General features: G+C 61.6%; 15 protein-coding genes and 4 tRNA genes. 5 read left to right on the forward strand and 14 right to left on the reverse strand.

All coding sequences use genetic code 11. The features are described from left to right. The first annotated feature begins 8 nt into the window (after positions 1-8). Entirely contained in the window at positions 9-806 is a 798-nt protein-coding gene (locus O4H31_RS08950; RefSeq protein WP_269344952.1) for a helix-turn-helix domain-containing protein, read from the forward strand. A gap of 6 nt (positions 807-812) precedes the next feature. Here O4H31_RS08950 and O4H31_RS08955 read toward each other — a convergent pair whose 3' ends face one another. From O4H31_RS08955 to O4H31_RS08975, 5 genes are all read right to left on the reverse strand, one after another. Continuing rightward, positions 813-2222, reverse strand: coding sequence for an amidase (locus O4H31_RS08955; protein ID WP_269344954.1), 1410 nt, complete (start codon positions 2220-2222; stop codon positions 813-815). A gap of 50 nt (positions 2223-2272) precedes the next feature. Continuing rightward, complete coding sequence (prfB, locus tag O4H31_RS08960; RefSeq protein ID WP_067626206.1) at positions 2273-3397, reverse strand: peptide chain release factor 2; 1125 nt, start codon at positions 3395-3397, stop codon at positions 2273-2275. A gap of 120 nt (positions 3398-3517) precedes the next feature. After that, positions 3518-6082 carry a penicillin-binding protein 1A gene (locus tag O4H31_RS08965; RefSeq protein WP_269344957.1) on the reverse strand — a complete coding sequence of 855 codons (2565 nt, stop codon included), beginning with the start codon at positions 6080-6082 and terminating at the stop codon, positions 3518-3520. A gap of 128 nt (positions 6083-6210) precedes the next feature. Then, positions 6211-7431 (reverse strand): N-acetylmuramoyl-L-alanine amidase, encoded by a 1221-nt coding sequence (locus O4H31_RS08970; protein ID WP_269344959.1) that lies wholly within the window; start codon positions 7429-7431, stop codon positions 6211-6213. Positions 7432-7490: 59 nt separating this feature from the next. Next, on the reverse strand, positions 7491-8633 hold the full coding sequence (locus O4H31_RS08975; protein WP_269344960.1) for a pyridoxal phosphate-dependent aminotransferase: 1143 nt from the start codon (positions 8631-8633) through the stop codon (positions 7491-7493). 96 nt (positions 8634-8729) lie between these two features. On the opposite strand from O4H31_RS08975, the gene O4H31_RS08980 reads away from it, so the two are divergent. Together O4H31_RS08980 and O4H31_RS08985 are read left to right on the forward strand one after the other, a co-directional pair. Beyond that, on the forward strand, positions 8730-9479 hold the full coding sequence (locus O4H31_RS08980) for a DsbA family protein (RefSeq protein WP_269344961.1): 750 nt from the start codon (positions 8730-8732) through the stop codon (positions 9477-9479). A gap of 2 nt (positions 9480-9481) precedes the next feature. Then, positions 9482-9976, forward strand: a complete 495-nt coding sequence (locus tag O4H31_RS08985; protein WP_269344962.1) for a disulfide bond formation protein DsbA — start codon at positions 9482-9484, stop codon at positions 9974-9976. A 154-nt stretch (positions 9977-10130) separates the two neighbouring features. On the opposite strand, the gene ispG is transcribed toward O4H31_RS08985, so the two are convergent. The 3 genes from ispG to hemA all read right to left on the reverse strand — a co-directional run bounded on the left by ispG (position 10131) and on the right by hemA (position 13976). Further along, positions 10131-11255, reverse strand: a complete 1125-nt coding sequence (gene ispG, locus O4H31_RS08990; protein WP_269344964.1) for a flavodoxin-dependent (E)-4-hydroxy-3-methylbut-2-enyl-diphosphate synthase — start codon at positions 11253-11255, stop codon at positions 10131-10133. Between the two features lie 87 nt (positions 11256-11342). Continuing rightward, positions 11343-12632 carry a helix-turn-helix domain-containing protein gene (locus O4H31_RS08995; protein ID WP_269344966.1) on the reverse strand — a complete coding sequence of 430 codons (1290 nt, stop codon included), beginning with the start codon at positions 12630-12632 and terminating at the stop codon, positions 11343-11345. A 120-nt stretch (positions 12633-12752) separates the two neighbouring features. Next, positions 12753-13976, reverse strand: coding sequence for a 5-aminolevulinate synthase (gene hemA, locus O4H31_RS09000; protein ID WP_269344967.1), 1224 nt, complete (start codon positions 13974-13976; stop codon positions 12753-12755). Between the two features lie 223 nt (positions 13977-14199). On the opposite strand from hemA, the gene O4H31_RS09005 reads away from it, so the two are divergent. Further along, positions 14200-15276, forward strand: coding sequence for a sensor histidine kinase (locus O4H31_RS09005; RefSeq protein ID WP_269344968.1), 1077 nt, complete (start codon positions 14200-14202; stop codon positions 15274-15276). Positions 15277-15357: 81 nt separating this feature from the next. After that, the gene (locus tag O4H31_RS09010) at positions 15358-16728 is read left to right on the forward strand and encodes a M20/M25/M40 family metallo-hydrolase (protein ID WP_269344969.1); all 1371 of its coding nucleotides are present in this window, start codon (positions 15358-15360) and stop codon (positions 16726-16728) included. 164 nt (positions 16729-16892) lie between these two features. On the opposite strand, the gene O4H31_RS09015 is transcribed toward O4H31_RS09010, so the two are convergent. The 6 genes from O4H31_RS09015 to O4H31_RS09040 all read right to left on the reverse strand — a co-directional run bounded on the left by O4H31_RS09015 (position 16893) and on the right by O4H31_RS09040 (position 19268). Continuing rightward, positions 16893-16969 (reverse strand) — tRNA-Asp (locus tag O4H31_RS09015). Between the two features lie 150 nt (positions 16970-17119). Beyond that, a tRNA-Asp gene (locus O4H31_RS09020) sits at positions 17120-17196 on the reverse strand. Positions 17197-17770: 574 nt separating this feature from the next. After that, positions 17771-17846 (reverse strand) — tRNA-Val (locus O4H31_RS09025). 41 nt (positions 17847-17887) lie between these two features. After that, positions 17888-18457 (reverse strand): histidine phosphatase family protein, encoded by a 570-nt coding sequence (locus O4H31_RS09030; protein ID WP_269344971.1) that lies wholly within the window; start codon positions 18455-18457, stop codon positions 17888-17890. Beyond that, positions 18454-19035, reverse strand: coding sequence for a histidine phosphatase family protein (locus O4H31_RS09035; RefSeq protein ID WP_269344973.1), 582 nt, complete (start codon positions 19033-19035; stop codon positions 18454-18456). Before O4H31_RS09035 ends, O4H31_RS09030 begins: the two co-directional genes overlap by 4 nt. Positions 19036-19193: 158 nt before the next feature. Beyond that, a tRNA-Val gene (locus O4H31_RS09040) sits at positions 19194-19268 on the reverse strand. Positions 19269-19321: the final 53 nt, after the last annotated feature.

A 19321-nucleotide genomic window follows, 5' to 3' on the forward strand; every position in this document is an offset into this window, starting at 1 on the left:
GAGGCCGCATGTCCGCTTCCAATCGCTCCCCCTCTGAACTTCGCAGCATGTTCGGTGCCAATCTGCGCCAGTTGGCGTCGGATTATACGTCGATCTCCGATCTTGCCCGGCAACTTGGGATCAACCGAACGCAGTTCAACCGCTACCTGTCGGGCGAAAGCTTCCCCCGGCCCGACGTGCTGGCCCGGATCTGCCGCTTCTTTGAGATTGATGCGCGGGTGTTGTTGGAGCCGGTCACCGAGATTTCGCTCAACCAAGATCCGATCAACAACAGTTTCCTGCGGGATTTCCTTGGGACCGGGGTTCAGAACGTGCCCGAGGCGGATTTTCCCAGCGGCTTTTACCGCTTCGCACGGCGGTCGTTTCTGGATCACGACAGGTTCGTGACTGGGGTCGTCTACATCAAGCGCGACGGCAGCAGCACCTTCCTGCGGGGCTATGAGAGCGCGCATTCCCTGCGCCAGCAAGGGCTGCCCACTAGCCCCACGGCGCGCGAATATCGCGGCATCGTCTCGCAGCAAGAGAATGGCGTTTCCATCGTCGTATCGCGGCGTCGCACGCTGACCGGGTCGTTCAACTACCTCAACCGTGTCGCCTCTTTCGAGAATAACTTTTGGGTGGGATATGTCACCCGCACCGCGCCCGAAAGTGCCGCGGGCGCGCGGGTGACGCGGCTGACCTACGAATACATTGGCAAGGATCCCAAAACGGTGCTGCCCGCGGCACGGCAGGCGGGATTTATCGACATCGACGCCCTGATGCCCTATCACCGCCGCCTGCTTCAGCCCGACGCGCCGTTCAACTGAGGCCCGCTACAGCCGGGGTGACTGCGCCTGCGGATAGCCTGTCGCCTGATGCCAGCCCTGCGCCAGTCGCAACAAGCGCGCGTCGCTGCCGCGTTTGCCGATCAGTTGCAGCCCCAAAGGCAGGCCGCGGCTGTCGAAACCTGCAGGAATATTCACCACCGGCAGACCGATCAAGCTTGCAGGTACCACAACCTGCATCCAACGGTGATAGCTGTCCATCGGCTGGCCATTGATTTCGGTCGGGTGCACCATTTCGACGTCGAAAGGCCAGACCTGCGCGGAGGGCAGCACCAGAACGTCGACCTCTTCAAACAGAGCATGTGCCGCGCGGAACCAGTCGGAGCGGATGCCGCTGGCGCGCTGGATATCAGAGGCAGAGAACCCCTGCCCGCGCGCGACCTCCCATTGCGCAGCGGGTTTCAACCCGTCCCGCCGCGCCGGATCGTCGTAGATCGCCCCCAATGAGGCCGCCACGGCAAAGGACCGCAACGTGATCCAGCTTTCCCACATCGCATCTGCATCAAAGGGCGCGGCGATGGGTGTGATCTCATGCCCCAGCCCGGCCAAACGGCTCAAGGCGGCTTCGCTCAGGTCAATGATCCCCGGCTCGCATGGGAAGGCACCGCCCCAATCGCCCAGCCAGCCCACACGCTGCGCGGGCAGGCCCGCGTCAATATCCGGGGCCGTATCCGGGCCGGAGCGGGTCAGAGGCTGGCGCGGGTCGGCGCCACTCATCACATCAAGAAGGGCGGCGAGGTCTCGGGGGCTGCGCGCCATCGGACCCAAGGTCGAAAGCTGGTGCAGAAACAGATCGCCGCCATCGTCCGACGGCACCCTGCCCCATGTCGGCCGCATCCCGTAGACGTTGTTCCAGCCCGCCGGATTGCGCAGGGATCCCATCATGTCGGACCCATCGGCAACGGCGACCATCCGCGCCGCCAGCGCCGCCGCCGCCCCGCCTGAGGAACCGCCAGCCGAGCGGCCTAGGTCATAAGGGTTGCACGTCGCGCCATGAACCGGATTGAACGTATGACTGCCGAGGCCAAACTCCGGCGTGTTGGTTTTGCCGATGATGATTGCCCCTGCGGCGCGAAGCCGCGCAACAGCGGGATGATCCCGCACGGCCAGCTGGGCACCGAAAAGCGGGGACCCTTGAGACGTTGGCAGCCCCTCTGCGTCAGCCAAATCCTTGATCGCCATGGGGATACCGTGTAGCCAACCCTTGCGCGGGCTGGCGTCGGACGCCTCTGCCTCGGCCAGCAAAGTGTCACGGTCGCGAAGGGAGACGACGGCATTCACCTTGCCATTCACCGCCTCGATCTGCGCAAGTGTCGCCCGCATCAGTTCGACCGCAGAAATCCTGCGCGCGACCAGCGCCCCAGACAGGTCCGAAGCGTCCCAATCTAACAAATCCATCATGTCCCCCTATTGCTACATATTATTCCATGAAGGGGGACGGCACCGGCTCAGTCGCCCTGCGCCTCTGCCCGGCTTTTGCCCGAGACCGCCAGTGCCAGCGTTGCCCCCATCAGCCCATCCAGGTCACCGTCGAGCACGCCCTTGGTGTCCGAAGTCTCGTAATTGGTGCGCAGGTCTTTCACCATTTGATAAGGCTGCAAGACATAGGACCGGATCTGGTTACCCCAGCCCGCGTCGCCCGCGTTCTCATGCGCTTCGTTGACCAGCGCCGAACGCTTGTCCAACTCCATCTGATAAAGCCGCGATTTCAGCGCTTTCATGGCGATGTCGCGGTTCTGGTGTTGCGACTTTTCAGAAGATGTCACGACGATGCCCGTGGGGTGGTGGGTGATCCGCACCGCCGAGTCGGTAGTGTTGACGTGCTGACCGCCCGCGCCGGACGACCGGTAGGTGTCGATGCGGATGTCCGAAGGGTTCACTTCGATCTCGATATTGTCGTCGACCACGGGGTAAACTTTTACGGAAGTGAAAGAGGTGTGCCGCTTGGCCGCCGAGTCGAAGGGCGAAATGCGCACCAAGCGGTGCACGCCGCTTTCGGACTTCAGCCAGCCGTAGGCGTTGTGCCCTTCAATCTTATAGGTCGCGGATTTGATGCCCGCCTCGTCGCCCGCGCTTTCGGCCTGAAGATCGACTTTATAGCCTTTCTTCTCGGCCCAACGGACATACATCCGCGCCAACATGCTGGCCCAGTCGCAGCTTTCCGTGCCGCCCGCGCCTGCGTTGATCTCTAGGAAGGTGTCGTTGCTGTCGGCCTCACCATTCAGCAGCGCTTCGAGTTCCTTTTGAGCGGCCTTTTCGGCCAGCGCCTTCAGCGCCTTCTCCGCGTCGGAGATGACCTCTTCGTCCTCTTCCATCTCGCCCAACTCGATCAGTTCGACGTTGTCTGCCAGCTCCTGTTTGATGCCCTCATAGGTGTCGATGGCATCCACCAGCGACTGCCGTTCGCGCATCAGCTTTTGCGCAGCATCGGGGTTATCCCAAAGGTTCGGATCTTCGACGCGGGCGTTGAATTCTTCCAGCCGGTAGGGCGCGGTCTCCACATCCAGTCGCTGGGCCAGCAATTCCAGCGATTTGCTGATCTGGTCCGCGGTATTCTGTGCCTCTGCGCGCATGTGTGCCTGCCTTTGATAAGTAATGCGGCCCCGAAAACCGGAGCCGCACGAGAGATAGACCAGCCCGCCAGCGGCGGCAAGTGGGGGGAGGCAAAGCGCGCCTTCGCCCCGCCGACCTAATTAGTAAAGGCCGCCCGAGCTCAGCGTGCCAAAGCTTGCCTTGGGGCCGACGGTGGCCTTTTTGCCCGTCGATGTGGTGACCTGACGCGAAGACGATGCAGCCGAGCCGCCCAGTTCCTCGACCAATGGCAGGTCCGACCCCATGGCAAAGCCGCCATCGAAGGAGATGCCAAACAGCGGCTCTTCGCCATCGCGGAAACATTCCGACACCACATTACCACCCGAGGCGTTATCGCTCAGCCGCGCACCGCTGAAACGGTCGATCTTGATAAAGCGGCACTGTTCGGGGACCGCAAAGTCACCGCCGCCGTATTTCTTGATCGCCTCAGACATGAAGCGCTGGAAGACCGGCGCGCAAAGCCGCCCGCCGCCCGCGCCCCGGCCCATCGGGCGCGGCGTGTCGAAACCGATGTAGCAGCCTGCCACCACGTTGGACGAAAAGCCGACGAACCATGCGTCTTTCTCATCGTTGGTGGTGCCGGTCTTGCCAGCGATTGGCACTGGCAGATTGATGGCATTGCGGGCCGTGCCGCGTTCTACCACGCCGCGCATCATTGAGGTCAGCTGATAGGCCGTCACCGGGTCCATCACCCGCTCGCGGTTCGAGATGATCCGCGGCGCTTCGCCGGGGGCGAGGTTGATCTGCTCGCAGTCGTAGCATTTACGCTCGTCATGTTTGTAGACGGTGCGGCCATAGCGGTCTTGCACCCGGTCAACCAACGTGGGCTGCACCCGCTCCCCGCCATTGGCGAACATCGCATAGGCCGACACCATTTGATAAAGCGTGGTTTCCTGACTGCCGAGCGCGTTTGACAGCAGCGGCGCCAGATCGTCATAAACGCCGAACCGCTCGGCATAGCTGCCGACCACATCCATCCCGACTTCTTGCGCAAGACGGATGGTCATCAGGTTGCGCGACTGTTCGATCCCAGTGCGCAGGGGCGTGGGACCATAGAATTTATGCGAGGCGTTCTGGGGCCGCCAGACGCCCTGCGGCGTGTTGATCTCAATAGGTGCGTCCACCACGATGGTCGCGGGGCTATAGCCACTGTCGAGCGCGGAGGCGTAGACGAAGGGCTTAAAGCTCGACCCCGGCTGCCGTTTGGCTTGGGTCGCGCGGTTGAACACGCTCGCCTGATAAGAAAACCCGCCCTGCATCGCAATCACCCGGCCCGTGTGCACGTCCATCGCGACGAAACCGCCCTGCACTTCGGGCACCTGCCGCAGCGTCCAGCGGATAAAGGAACCGTCACTATCGGAGGTCATGCGGCGCACCAACACCACTTCGCCAACCTCAAGCAGATCACCGGCCACCTGAGCCTTTGAGGCCAGTTTGCCGTCGTCCAAGCGCTTGCGCGCCCATTGCACATCATCGGCAGGGATCCAGTGACCATCTTCGTCTTCGTCGACCCCTTCGATGCCGATCCGCGCATCGCGATTGCCGACCTCCAGCACCACGGCAGGATACCACTGGTTCTCCAGATCAATGTCGCGCGGCACCCGCAGGTCCGCGAGGGCGGCGCGCCATTTCTCTTCGCTGTTCAACTGATCAGCGGGGATCTCGAACCGCGTGCCGCGCCAGATGCCCTGCCCGCGGTCATATTGCTCCAACTGACGGCGCAGCGCATTGGCGGCGATGGGCTGCATTTCGTTGTCGATGGTCGCGCGCACGGTCAAACCGCCGGTAAAGAACTCACCCTCGCCGAAGTTCTCACTGAGTTGACGGCGAATTTCATCGGTGAAGTAATCACGCGGCGGCAGTTCGGCCTTGAAGCTTTCGAAATCACCGTTCTGGACCGAGCGCAGCGGCAGCGCCACTTCCGTCTCGTAGGCCGCTTCCGAGATATAGCCGTTCTCTTTCATCTCGCGCAGCACGAAGTTCCGACGGGCCAGCAAGCGGTCCTTGCGGCGCACCGGGTGGTAATCCGACGGCGCCTTGGGCAGCGATGCGAGGAAGGCGGCCTCATGCGGGGCCAGTTCGCTCAACGTTTTGTTGAAATAGGTCTGGCTGGCCGCGGCCACGCCATAGGAGTTCTGCCCGAGGAAAATCTCGTTCAGGTAAAGCTCTAGGATCTTCTCTTTGCTCAGCGTCTCTTCGATCCGGGTGGCGAGGATGATTTCTTTGATCTTGCGCTCGGCCCGGCGGTCACCTGACAGCAGGAAGTTCTTCATCACCTGCTGGGTGATGGTCGAGGCCCCGCGCACATCGCGGCCACGGGATTTGACCGCATCCACCGCCGCCGCACCGATGCCGCGCAGGTCATAGCCTTCGTGGGTGTAAAAGTTCTTGTCTTCCGCCGAGATGAACGCCTGTTTCACCAGATCCGGGATGGTGTTGGCGGGCGCAAAAAGCCGGCGCTCTTTGGCGAATTCATCGATCAAACGGCCTTGGCCCGAGTAAATCCGGCTGATCGTCGGCGGCGTGTATTGCGCCAGCGACTCGTGGCTGGGCAAATCTCGGCCATACATCCAGAACACCGCCCCGATGGTCAAAGCCACCATGCCGACGCTCAGGGTCAGGGTGGTAAAAATCCCCCCGAAAAAGGACAGAACAAATCGAAACACGCGCGCGGACCACCATTGGCTAGGGACAGTTCCGAGCCTATACAGGATGCACTGGCTCGGGTCAAAACACATGGCCGCCAGCGAGGGCGAATGTTCGCCCATCGCCAAAGCGGCCATATCATTCTATTTTACTTTCTGATCAAGGGCTTGAGCGCCGCATCCTGATCACGCCACGCAACGATCGCATCCGCCATGGCACTCACCATCGACGCGCGCCACACCGGATCGCGCAGATTGGTCAGATCCCGTTTCGAACTGAGGAACCCCACTTCGACCAGAACCGATGGAATATCCGCGGATTTCAAGACCGAAAACCCGGCCCGCCGCAGCGGTCGGCTGTTCATCGGCCCGCCCGCCGCACGCATGCCTTCGACCAAAGTCGCGGCCAAAGCATCCGAACGCGGCTCGGTCTCTTGGCGGGCAAGATCAAGCAAGATACCCGCCACTTGATCATCCGAGCCGGTCAAATCCGCACCCGCGATGATGTCGGACCGGTCATGCCGCGCGGCAAGATGTTCGGTCGCCACGTCGCTGGCATCATCCGAAAGCGTATAGACCGTGGCCCCGCTCGCCCCGCCCTGCGACAAGCTGTCGGCATGGAGTGAAATGAAAAGGTCCGCCTCGGCCTGATGTGCGATGGCCACCCGGTGCTCCAGCGCTACAAAGATATCATCGTCACGGGTCAGCAGCACATCCACGCCCTTGCGCCGCAGCGCATCGCGCAGATCGCGGGCGAAATTCAGCATCAAGTCTTTTTCATCCAGCCCCTCGCGCTGCGCGCCGGGATCGATGCCGCCGTGACCGGGGTCCAACACGATGGTAAAGCTGTCCTTATCCACCGCCGCGGGCTTTGGCGGGGCGGTGAGCGCGGTGGTCCAATCGGGATCCACAGGCACGCCCGCGGCCTTGGCAAAGACCTCCGCCGCGACGGTTTCCAACGTAATCTCAAGCCGCGCCTTACCGCTGCTTGCATCCACCGGCATGCCGATTTCTGCAGGGATCATCGGTTCGGCCAAATCCGCCACCAACCGCGACCACCCCGGCTGAAACGCGCCGAAGCGCAGGGCAGAGATGCGGCCCGGTTTCTTCAGCAGGTCGCCGCGCGCCACCTCAGACCAATCGGCCTCACGGAAATCGACGATCAGCCGGGCGGGGTCATCCAGCAAGAAAACACGGAAAGGCACCCCTTGGCTCAGCGCCACGGTTAGGTCGGTCTTGCCGAACCACCCGTCTTTTACCGTGCTCTCCATCGGATCGACCCGCGCCAATGCGGTCAACTCCTGCGCCGCCCCGGCCACCGGCACTGCACAGGCCAGCGCCATTGCCAGACCCTTTAGAACTGCCCGCATGTTTGATCACCCTGCTCGTTTTGGCTCTTCTACCATTTGCCGCGCGGGCAAACCAGCGTTCAGCGTGCAGCCATGAAAGCTTTGAGCCGGGCGATGCCCTCTTCCATATCCGCCGTGCTGCGCGCGTAGGAAAAGCGCAGCGTCTTATGCCCCCGCGCCGGATCGAAGTCGAGACCGGGGGTCACGGCCACCCCTGCTTTGTCGAGAATTTCCGCCGCAAAGGCACGGCTGTCATCGGTGAAACGCGAAACATCCGCATAGACGTAAAACGCCCCATCGGGCGGGGCGATATCGGTGAAACCGGCGTCCTTCAGCCCGTCGATCATCAGATCCCGATTGCGGCGATAGACCGCAAGATTGGCCTGCAATTCGTCGTCGCAGTCCATCGCCGCCAGCGCCGCGATCTGGCTGGCATGGGGGGCGCAGATGAACATGTTCTGCGCGATCCGCTCAACCACGCGCACCTGATCTTCGGGCACCACCATCCAACCCACGCGCCACCCGGTCATGGAGAAATACTTGGAGAATGAGTTGATGACATAGCAATCATCGGTGACCTCCAGCGCGGTCACGGCCTTCTTGTCGTATTCGATGCCATGGTAAATCTCATCCGAGATGAAGGACATGTCATTGCCCACACAGGCATCCGTCAGCGCCGACAACGCGGGCCGATCCAGCATCGTGCCCGAGGGGTTTGCAGGCGAGGCCACCAGCAACCCGCGCAGGTCTTCGCCCGCGAAATCCGCCGCCACAGGTTGGTAGCGGTTTTTCGGTGCGGCGGGCAGATCGACCGGCTGCATGCCTAAGGCCCGCAGGATTTGGCGGTAACTGGGATAGCCCGGCGCGCCGATGCCGACGCGATCACCGGAATCAAACAACGCGGTGAAGGCCAGCAAAAAACCGCCCGAGGATCCGGGGGTGATCACCACCCGCGCCGGATCAAGATCAACGTTGTACCACTCGCCATACATCTGCGCGATCCGTGCGCGCAACGCAGGCAAACCAAGCGCCACAGTATAGCCCAAAGCCCCTTCCCCCATAGCTTTTGTCAACGCCTCGGCCGCCCCTTTGGGCGCGCCTGTGCCGGGCTGGCCGACCTCCATATGAATGATGTGACGGCCCGCCTCTTCGGCGGCGCTGGCGGCCTGCATCACGTCCATCACGATAAAGGGATCAACGGCGGACCTAGTTGAATTGCGCATGGGCTTGCTCCTACTCTCGGCATATGCTTTCACCGCGCCTGATGCCGGGCGTCAACCCTTGGCCCCTATTTCGCAGACCTACCGAAAGGACCGCCCATGTTCGCCCGCCTCGTCGCCCCTGCCTTTGCCAGCGCACTGGCCCTCGCCGCCCCCGCCGGGGCCATGGACCTGACAGAGCTGACCGACGCCGAGCGCGCACAGTTCCGCGCCGAAGTCCGCGCCTATCTGATGGAAAACCCCGAGGTGATCCTGCAGGCGGTTGAGCAGATGCAAAACCGTCAGGCCGAAGCGCAGATGCAGGCCGATTTTGATCTGGTCACCGCCAACGCAGATGAAATTTTCGACGACGGTTATTCCTGGGTCGGTGGTAACCCGGATGGCGACATCACGCTGGTCGAATTCCTCGACTACCGCTGCGGCTATTGCAAACGCGCCCATGGCGAAGTGGCCAAGCTGCTGGAAACTGACGGTAATATCAAATTGATCGTCAAAGAATTCCCAATCCTTGGCGATCAATCCATGCTGGCCTCACGCTTTGCCGTGGCGACCAAACAGGTCGCGGGCGGCGATGCCTACAAGCAATTGAACGACGCCCTGATGGCCTTTAACGGTGAGGTCTCCCTGCCCGCGCTGCGCCGCTTGGGCGAAAGCTTTGATCTCGATGTCCCGGCGATTGAAGCCAAGATGGACAGCGATGAAGTCATACAGGAAATCACCCAGACCCGCGCGCTGGCGCAAAAGCTGCAGATCACCGGCACCCCCACCTTTGTCATGCAAGATGAAATGCTGCGCGGCTACCTGCCCTACGATCAGATGATGGCGCTGGTGGACGAAAAACGCGGCTAAAGATGCGCGCCCCGGCAGCCATGGCAGCTCTCGCGCTGGCCCTGCCTGCCGGGGCGGGTGATCTTCAAACGCTTGACCGCACCGCGCGTGCCGCCTTTGACAGTGAATTGCGCGCGGCGATTTTAGCGAATGGCGATGTCATCGCCAAAGCCTTGGCAGCGCCACAGTCCGCGCAATCCGAAATGCGGCAATATATTCAAGACGACCTAACCCTGCTCGAACGCCTCGCCCCCGAGCTTCTGGCAGACCACGCCGTGGCGCTCTTCACCGCGCAAGACTGCGATACCTGCAATACCGCCGTCAAAGAATTAACCGAAATTACAAAGCGCTACGGACTGACATTCATCCAACACGAACTGCACATGCCCCAGGCTGCCCGCTGGGCCGCCGCCCTAGGGCTCGACGCCGCCCCCTTCTACGTACTGCCTGAGATGGTCCTCAATGGCCACATGCCGCCCGTGGTCCTAGAGAAACACCTCACCCCCAAGCCACATTAACCTTCACAACCAACCCGCTGATTAAAAACAGATTCCAAACAGCCAGAAAGCACGCGCCCCTCCCGGTTCACGCGCGCCCCATTGTCTTCATCCTTTTAAAAATACCGAAGCGCTCCCTGTCCGCCGCCACCCGGCCAGCGGCCCAGCCACCGCCCTATTCCGCCGCTTTCACCGCTTCAGCCTCAATCTGCGCCGCGCGTTCCTCGACCTGCTCGACGATATGCTCGATCATGCCCTCATTCCCAAGCTTATGGCTCTGCTTCCCCGCGAGATAGACCATGCCAGACCCGGCCCCACCGCCGGTGAAACCCACATCGGTCATCAGCGCCTCACCGGGGCCATTCACCACACAGCCAATGATGCTAAGGCTCATGGGCGTCTTGATATGCTCCAGCCGTTTTTCCAAAGCCTCGACAGTTTTGATCACGTCAAACCCTTGCCGCGCGCAGGAGGGGCAAGAGATGATGTTCACACCGCGATGCCGCAGGCCAAGGGACTTGAGAATTTCGTAGCCGACTTTCACCTCTTCGACAGGATCGGCAGATAGCGAAACGCGGATGGTGTCGCCGATGCCGCTCCACAGCAGATTGCCCAGACCAATGGCCGATTTAATCGTGCCCGACATCAGCCCGCCCGCCTCGGTAATGCCAAGGTGGATGGGCGCGTCAGTGGCATCGGCAAGCTGTTGGTAGGCGGCGGCGGCCATGAAGACGTCGGACGCCTTGCAGGAAATCTTGAACTCATGGAAATCGTTATCTTGCAGGATCTTAATGTGATCCAGACCGCTTTCGACCATCGCATCGGGGCAAGGCTCGCCGTATTTCTCCAGCAAATGCCGCTCCAGCGAGCCTGCATTCACGCCGATCCGAATGGAGCAATTATGGTCCCGCGCGGCCTTGATGACCTCGCGCACGCGCTTTTCGTCACCGATGTTGCCGGGGTTGATGCGCAGGCAGGCGGCACCGGCCTCGGCGGCCTCGATCCCGCGCTTGTAATGGAAATGAATGTCCGCCACGATGGGCACAGACACCTCGCGCACGATCTCACGCAGGGCTTTTGAAGACGCCTCATCCGGGACCGAGACACGCACGATATCCGCGCCCGCATCGGCGGCGGCCTGCACCTGCTTAATGGTGGCGGCCACATCAGTGGTCAGCGTATTTGTCATGGTCTGCACGGTGATCGGCGCATCACCGCCCACCGGCACATTCCCCACCATGATCTGCCGGGATTTGCGACGCGGAATATCGCGCCAAGGGCGAATGGAATGAAGCGACATGAAGACACCTTTCGCGGGATCAGGGGCTATGGCCCCTACCTATTCAGCCGGGGCCTCATGTGCAATGGGAAGCGAAGGCCCGCGCGCTTAGCTGCCCTGACAGGGCATCGCCGCCAGCGCGGAGGGGTCAAGCGAACCTTCAAGATCGGCGAACATCCGGCTCAGCGATTGCTCTGCCTTTGGGTCAACTGGCTGATAAAGTTCGGCCAGCGCCTGCGCGTGGAGCGGCACATTCGAGGTGACAGCACCACGCGGCCCGACAGGGCCGAAACATCCGTCTGCCATGGCGAAATAAAGCGCACCGGATTCTCCCGTCCGCAGGGAGGGCGGCTCTTCGGTGACAGGGACATCCCATGTGTCGCCCTTATTCATTACGCCTTCGAAAATCACCGTGCCATCGGCGGCGCGCACCCGCACCCATGAGGGATAGGCCGCGACCATACGCACCTTGTCACCCAAAGGCTCCACCACCTGCGGTTTGGGCAGATCGGTCTCGGCATTGGCAAGCATCAGGGCTTCGTCGATAGCAGCGTCGATCGTGCCATTCTCGGCCACGGCGGTGCTTGGCTCTGCCGTGGCGGGGCGGTCGGGGGTCGGGAAATTGCTGACGGAACGCGGATCAATGGAGGCAATGGGCGCATCACGCGCCACCAACACCGGCACATCCAAAGCCTGCGGACGATAAAGCCGGTCGAGCGCATCAGCGCGCGGGCTTTCCACGCTTTGGGGCGCGGCGGAATCGTCTTCCGCGTCAGGGGCGCGGGCCAGCGCCCCGTCCAGCGGGTCAAGGTCGGACAGCACAGTCGGGGTCTGATCCACCGGTGCCACCTGCACGCGCTGCACCTCTTTCAGCACAGTCCAGCCGCCAAAGCCGATGGCAGAAATCAGCGCGATCAGCACCAGCGAAGAGCCTACAGCACCGGGCTCAATCCGGCTGAGCAGCCCATCACCCGTAGGCACGAAAGGCGTATTAGGGCGGGCGAAAAGATCGTCTTCTTTCGGGGTCTTGCGGCGCTCTTCGAAACTGGGCTTTTTAACCACCGAGGCTTCGGCGGACATGCCATGCGCCACGGCGAAACCGGATTCCTTGCAGAAAGCGGCAAAGGCCTGATCGGGGTCCATGTTGAGGTAGCGTGCATAAGAGCGCACGTAGCCTGCGATGAAACCGGGCGTGTCGAATGCACCCGGATCGCAATTCTCAATCGCCGCGATATAGGAGGCTTTGATGCGCAGTTCGCGCTGCACGTCGAGCAGGGATTTACCGAGCGTGGCGCGTTCACCGCGCATGACATCCCCCAACCGCAATTCGAATGCATCGAACCCTTTGGGTTCGACTGTTTCGTCCTCAGCGGTTCTGGAGGCCCATCGCCCGATCATCAATATGCCCTGTCCCTATTAGCCTGTAGCTTTGATCCAAACACGCCCCAACGATTCGGATGTAGCCTTTTCTTGACAAAAGGCTACCACAAGACAACGCAAAACACGAATAGCGCTGCGTTAGCCTGCAGCTTCGGCACGATTCAGCGCACAATGAGACCAGAGCGTGTCCATCCCGCGAACAAGCGCGTCCATTTCCTTGGGCCCGTGCACCGGCGACGGCGTGAAGCGCAGCCGCTCTGTGCCGCGTGGCACGGTGGGGAAGTTGATGGGCTGGACATAGATGCCATGATCTTCGAGCAGCATGTCCGACAGCAGCTTGGTATGGACCGGGTTGCCTACCATGACAGGCACGATATGGCTGCCGTGGTCGATGATCGGCAATCCCAGCCCCTTAAGCCGCAGTTTCAGCGCTTTGGCCTGCTGCTGGTGCTTTTCGCGCAGTTCGGGCGCGCGTTTGAGATAGGCAACCGAAGCGGCCGCCCCCGCCGCCACGGCGGGCGGCAGCGAAGTGGTAAAGATGAAGCCCGGCGCATAGGAACGGATCGCGTCGCACATCTTGGCCGAGGCCGCGATATAGCCGCCCATCACGCCGTAGGCCTTGGCCAGCGTGCCGTTGATGATGTCGAGCCGGTGCATCAGGCGGTCACGCTCTGCCACCCCTGCCCCGCGCGGGCCATACATGCCCACGGCGTGCACTTCGTCGATATAGGTCAGCGCGCCGAATTCATCGGCCAGATCGCAAATTTCTTCGATGGGGCCGAAATCACCGTCCATGGAATAGATCGATTCAAATGCAATAAGCTTGGGCGCGGCGGGGTCGTCGGCCTCCATCAGCTCGCGCAGATGGGCGACGTCGTTGTGGCGGAAGATGCGCTTGGCCCCGCCATTGCGGCGCACCCCTTCGATCATGGAGGCATGGTTCAGCGCGTCGGAATAAATGATCAGCCCCGGAAACAGCTTGGGCAGCGTGGAAAGCGTGGCGTCATTGGCGATATAGGCCGAGGTGAACAGCAACGCCGCTTCCTTGCCATGCAGATCGGCCAGTTCGGCCTCTAGCTGTTTGTGGTAAACCGTCGTGCCCGAGATATTGCGCGTGCCGCCAGAGCCTGCGCCAGTTGCGCGCAACGCCTCTTCCATCGCCTCGATCACCACCGGGTTCTGCCCCATGCCGAGGTAGTCATTCCCGCACCAAACCGTGATGTCCTGCTGGCTGCCGTCGGGCTTGGTCCAGACCGCATGGGGGAATTGTCCATTGCGACGCTCAATGTCGATAAAGGTCCGGTAGCGTCCTTCGTCATGCAGGCGCGCAATCGCCGCGTCGAGCTTCTCGTTATAGTCCATGCGCGTCTCCATCTTCTTGGCGCGAACAGGAGGCGGCCCCTCCATATTCAGCTTTTAGAATGGTTACAGATTTGAGACCAAAGCTTCAATCTTTTATCGAGCGGCCCCTGCGGGGCGAACTGTCGCAGGCAAGGGCGCGGTTCCGGTGGCTATTTGCGATTGTTTGCTTGTCTTTTCGGGCGCTTTCATGTCTTCAAGAGCAAACCCAGAAAGGGGTATTGTTTTGCGCGCCAATCCCCACCCCCAGCAGGACCAGCGCCTTCGGACGCTCTATGGTTATGACATTCTCGACACCCCGCGCGAGAGGGAGTTTGACGAGATCGTTGAGCTTGCAGCAGAGATCTGCGACGCGCCGATTTCGGTCATTAACCTGATCGACAAGGACCGTCAGTGGTTCAAGGCCGAGGTCGGGCTGGGCGCGCGGGAAACGCCGCTTGATACGTCACTTTGCTCTCATGCGATATTGGAAGACCCCTTTGTCGAGATTCCGGACACGTTGAATGACCCGCGCACGGCGGACAATCCGCTTTGCATCGCGGGCGACGGGATACGTTTTTACGCGGGCGCCCTGCTGCTGGCGCCCGATGGGCTGCCCCTTGGCACGCTGTGCATCCTCGACAACAAGCCGCGCAAGCTGACAGCATTGCAACGCAAGACTGTCGCCGTTCTGGCCCGGCAGGTGATGAAACAGCTTGATCTTCGCCTTGCCCTGCGCCGGCAGGAAGTACTGATGAGCGAAGCCGATCACCGCGTCAAAAATTCGCTTCAGACGCTGTCGGCAATGGTTCGGCTGCACGCCCGGCAGCTGGATGACAAGGCCACGGTCGATGTCCTTGATGGCATCCAACGCCGCGTCAATGCTATGGCAACGCTGCACGGAGAGCTGCAATCCGGCGGCGGGCAGGATGAGGTCGCTGCAGACAAATACCTCGACAAGGTCGTGGGGCTTTTACAGCAAACCGCACCGAACCATATCAAGATCAGCCATGTTACGGATCACGCCACATTGCGCTCCAACACCGCTTCCTCTTTGGGCCTCATCATCAGTGAGTTCGCCGCCAATTCGATAAAACATGGCTTTCCCGACGCCGCCCCCGGCCATATTGAAATTGCCCTGACCCTGCGCGAGGGGCGGTTCAATCTGGACTGCAAAGACAACGGCATAGGCTCAAAAAACGGGGGCAAGCGGCGGCCTGACAGCATTGGCCAGACCTTGATGGCGGCGGCAGCGTCGCAGTTAGATGCGCAGGTCGATCACCGCCTTACGCCCGAGGGCAGCCGCCTCTCGCTCACGTTCTAAACACTGGCCCCGCGGACACTGGACACGCCCTGCCCGCCTGATACCTTCGCGCCAAACTGACAAGCGCAAGGAATTTAAGCCATGTCCCTCGACGATGTTCTCGCCCGGATCGACGACGATCTGCCCGCTGCCACCGACCGTCTGCTAGACCTGCTGCGCATCCCGTCGATCTCAACCGATCCGGCCTATAAGGCCGATTGCGACCGCGCCGCCGATTGGCTGGTGGCTGACCTTAAATCCATGGGGGTAGAGGCCGAAAAACGCACCACGCCAGGGCATCCGATGGTCGTGGGACATGTGGGCGAAGGCAAGCCGCACCTGCTGTTCTACGGCCACTATGATGTGCAGCCGGTCGACCCGCTGAACCTTTGGCACCGCGACCCCTTCGATCCGGCGGTTGAGGACACCGACAAGGGCCGCGTGATCCGGGGCCGTGGGGCTGCCGACGATAAGGGGCAGTTGATGACGATCCTTGAAGCCCTGCGCGCGTGGAAAGAGGTGAAGGGCGACTGGCCCTGCCGCATCACCTTCTTCCTCGAAGGCGAAGAGGAATCCGGCTCGCCGTCGCTTGTCCCCTTCATGGAGGAAAACGCCGAGGAATTGAAAGCCGATGTGGCGATGATCTGCGACACCGGGCTTTTTGAGAGCAAGACCCCCGCCATCGTCACCATGCTGCGCGGGCTTTTGGGCGAAGAACTCACCGTCACTGCCCCCTCCAAAGACCTTCATTCGGGCATGTACGGCGGCATTTCGATGAACCCGATCCGCGCGCTCAGCAAAGTGATCGCGTCGCTGCATGACGATGAAGGCCGCATCACCATCCCCGGCTTCTATGACGGCGTGCCGGACCTGCCCGAGGATCTGGAAGCGCAGTGGCAGGGGCTGGCCTTTGACCATGCCGCCTTCCTCGGCGACGTAGGTCTCAGCAAACCCGCAGGCGAACAGGACCGCACCCCGCTTGAGATGATCTGGTCGCGCCCGACTTGTGAGGTCAACGGCATCTGGGGCGGCTATACCGGTGACGGTTTCAAAACGGTACTGCCGTCTGAGGCGCATGCCAAGATCAGCTTCCGACTTGTTGGCACCCAAGACCCGCTCGCCATTCGCGAGAACTTCCGCAAGATGGTGGCCGAGATGCTGCCAGAGGATTGCACGGTGGCATTCTCAGGCCATGGCGCGAGCCAGGCCTCGGGCGTGGAAATCGGCCATCCGATGTTCGAACCCGCCCGGCAAGCGCTCAGCAACGAGTGGCAGGTGCCTGCGGCTTATATAGGCTGTGGCGGCTCAATCCCGATTGCGGGGCATTTTCAGAAGATTCTGGGCATTGAGCCGATGTTGATCGGCTTCGGCAAGGACGATGACCAGATCCACTCCCCGAACGAGAAATACGACATGGAGAGCTTTCACAAGGGCATCCGGTCTTGGGCCCGCATCCTTGATGCGCTGACCTGATCCCATCGGCGATCGGGCCTGCCCGGTCGCCAATTGCTCCCCACTTGCGATCGGGCCTGCCCGGTCGCCAATATGCCGCGTTGGGCGATGCAAACCTGCGGCGCGCGCCACCCGTGCGACCGCTTTGGTCGCAGTGTATGTCTACTATAACGAAGGGGAGAAAGTGGCGCGGTTGACGGGGCTCGAACCCGCGACCCCCGGCGTGACAGGCCGGTACTCTAACCAACTGAGCTACAACCGCGCGATGTGGGCGGAATAGGCCAAGGGGCGCGGGCCGTCAAGCGCATTCGCCCGAGAAAATGCGCTTTGGGAAAAGAAGTTTCGCGCAGTATTCTGTGGGGGCTGGAAACGAAAAAAGGGACCTCGAAGAGGTCCCCTTTTCAGGCAGCGGTGGCGCGGTTGACGGGGCTCGAACCCGCGACCCCCGGCGTGACAGGCCGGTACTCTAACCAACTGAGCTACAACCGCCCGCTGCACTCTCCAGGTCGCCCCGGAGCGTTTGGGTGTTCTATGGTGAGGGCGCTCTGCCGTCAAGCGCGGTTTGTGCGAAAATATGAAAATTTCGCAAGTTGTTCTAGGGGCGTTTGGGGGGCCGGTTTCGGGGCTTCAGAACCCGCGATGTTCGCCGAGGGTTCGGGGCGCTTTTCTCGGATTGGTCGCTGGTGTTCAGAGGGTCGGGCAGCGGAATTGCATAGCTTTCTTGGCCAGCCATCCGAGGCTCACAAGGACTGGGCATGCGGCCGGACCAAGACGCTGCGCAAGCTGCACAGGCACTCTTCTTAATGGCCGATCGGACATCGCTTAACGGGAGGGGAGTGTTGGGCCGTAGAAGCCTCGAACTCCCGCCCCAAACTGGCCGCGCAGCGGACGGGCGTCGGTCGGGCCTACCGTTGCGGCAGTCAATCAAAACAAACGAATAGGTGGGGAGGTGGTGGGTCCTGAGAGGCTCGAACTCCCGACCCAGACTGACCGCGCAGCGAACGGGCGTCGGTCGGGCCCTCCGCTGCGGCAGTCGATCACAACAAACGAATAGGTGGGGAGGTGGTGGGTCGTGAGAGGCTCGAACTCCCGACATCTTCGGTGTAAACGAAGCGCTCTACCAACTGAGCTAACGACCCGACTTGGACCTCATAGCGCAAGGTGGGGGCGGGCTTCAAGCCTATAATGTCAGCCTTTTTTGATCACCGTTCTCAAGCCGAAACACCACCCCCTGCCCGCCTTGCATGTCTCGCAGCACGCTTGGCGCGTGGTCCAGTAAAATAAGGCGCAGCATGCGCGATGTGATGCCATGTGTCACCAGAACATGAGGCCCGGTCAGACTGTCGAGAAAGCTGCGGCAGCGCTCATAAAGCGCCGCGAATCCTTCGCCATCAGGGGCATGTTCGTAAAGATCATAGGAATCACGCGCGTCTGGGGTTTGGCGCAGCAATGTATCGCGAGACTTGCCTGCCCATGCGCCGATGCCGATCTCACCCAGTCGGGCGTCCGTCGCGACCGTCATTCCCAGCCCCGCCAGCGCAAGTTCCGCCGTTGCCACCGCCCGCCCCTGCGGGCTGCTGAGCGCAGAAAATCCCGCCAGATCGCAGCGTTTGAGAATCGCATTCTGTGCGGCGGCCTGCGCACGGCCCGTGTCGGTCAATGGAGAATCGAAATGCCCTTGCAGCCGGTTGGCGAGGTTCCATTCCGTCTCGCCATGGCGCAGGATATAGAGCGTCGGGTAGCGGCTCATGCAGGGCATTCCAGAACGCTTTCCGTCCCGTTCTCCAGCAGATAGACGCAGCCCTGCTTGTTGCTTAACCCTCCCGCTGCGGCCAGATCAAGGCCGCGTGCCTCCGCCCGGAGCACCTGCCCCCAGAGCCCATGGGCAACCAGCACCGTGGGCGCGGTCAGGCTATCGAGCAGCGCGCGAATCCGCCCGCGAAACGCCGGCAGCCCCTCCCCGCCCGGCGCGGCGGCGTAGATGTCCAGCGGCGCTGGACGACGCGCGGCGAGATCGGGGTTGGCGGCAAGTATCTCATCACGGGTGAGCCCCTGCCACGCGCCTGCATGGATCTCCATCAGACGCGCATCTGTTTGAAAAGACGACCCATCTAGTGCAATCCGCGCAGTCTGCTGCGCACGGCCAAGCGGCGAGACGAGTATATCGGGCTTTTGCGCAAGCACCTCCGGCATCACCTGCGCCTGCTGCGCGGCCTCGGCGATGCCCTGATCGGTCAGCGGTGAATCGAGATGCCCCTGCAAACGGAAAGCGCAATTCCACTCGGACTGCCCGTGCCGCAGGAACCAAATTTTGGGATGTACCGACATGCTCTCTCCGCCGTGTTGTCCGTGGTATGGCCGTTGAGTGGATAAGGACCACCGCAGGGCGGGGAAGGCAAGCCTACCCGGTGGCTGGGATCATGCGCAGATGAGCCAGAGTGCCGTCCCGCGGGCAGCCGATTGAATTTATACAAAACGTAGGAAAATGGTGGGTGATAAGAGATTTGAACTCCTGACATCTTCGATGTGAACGAAGCGCTCTACCACTGAGCTAATCACCCTTGCGGGGCGAAGTAGCCAATTGCGGCGATGCTTGCAAGAGGGTTTGGCGCAA

This window comes from Sulfitobacter dubius, from assembly GCF_027214245.1.
In the GTDB taxonomy this organism is placed as follows: Bacteria; Pseudomonadota; Alphaproteobacteria; order Rhodobacterales; family Rhodobacteraceae; genus Sulfitobacter; species Sulfitobacter dubius_A.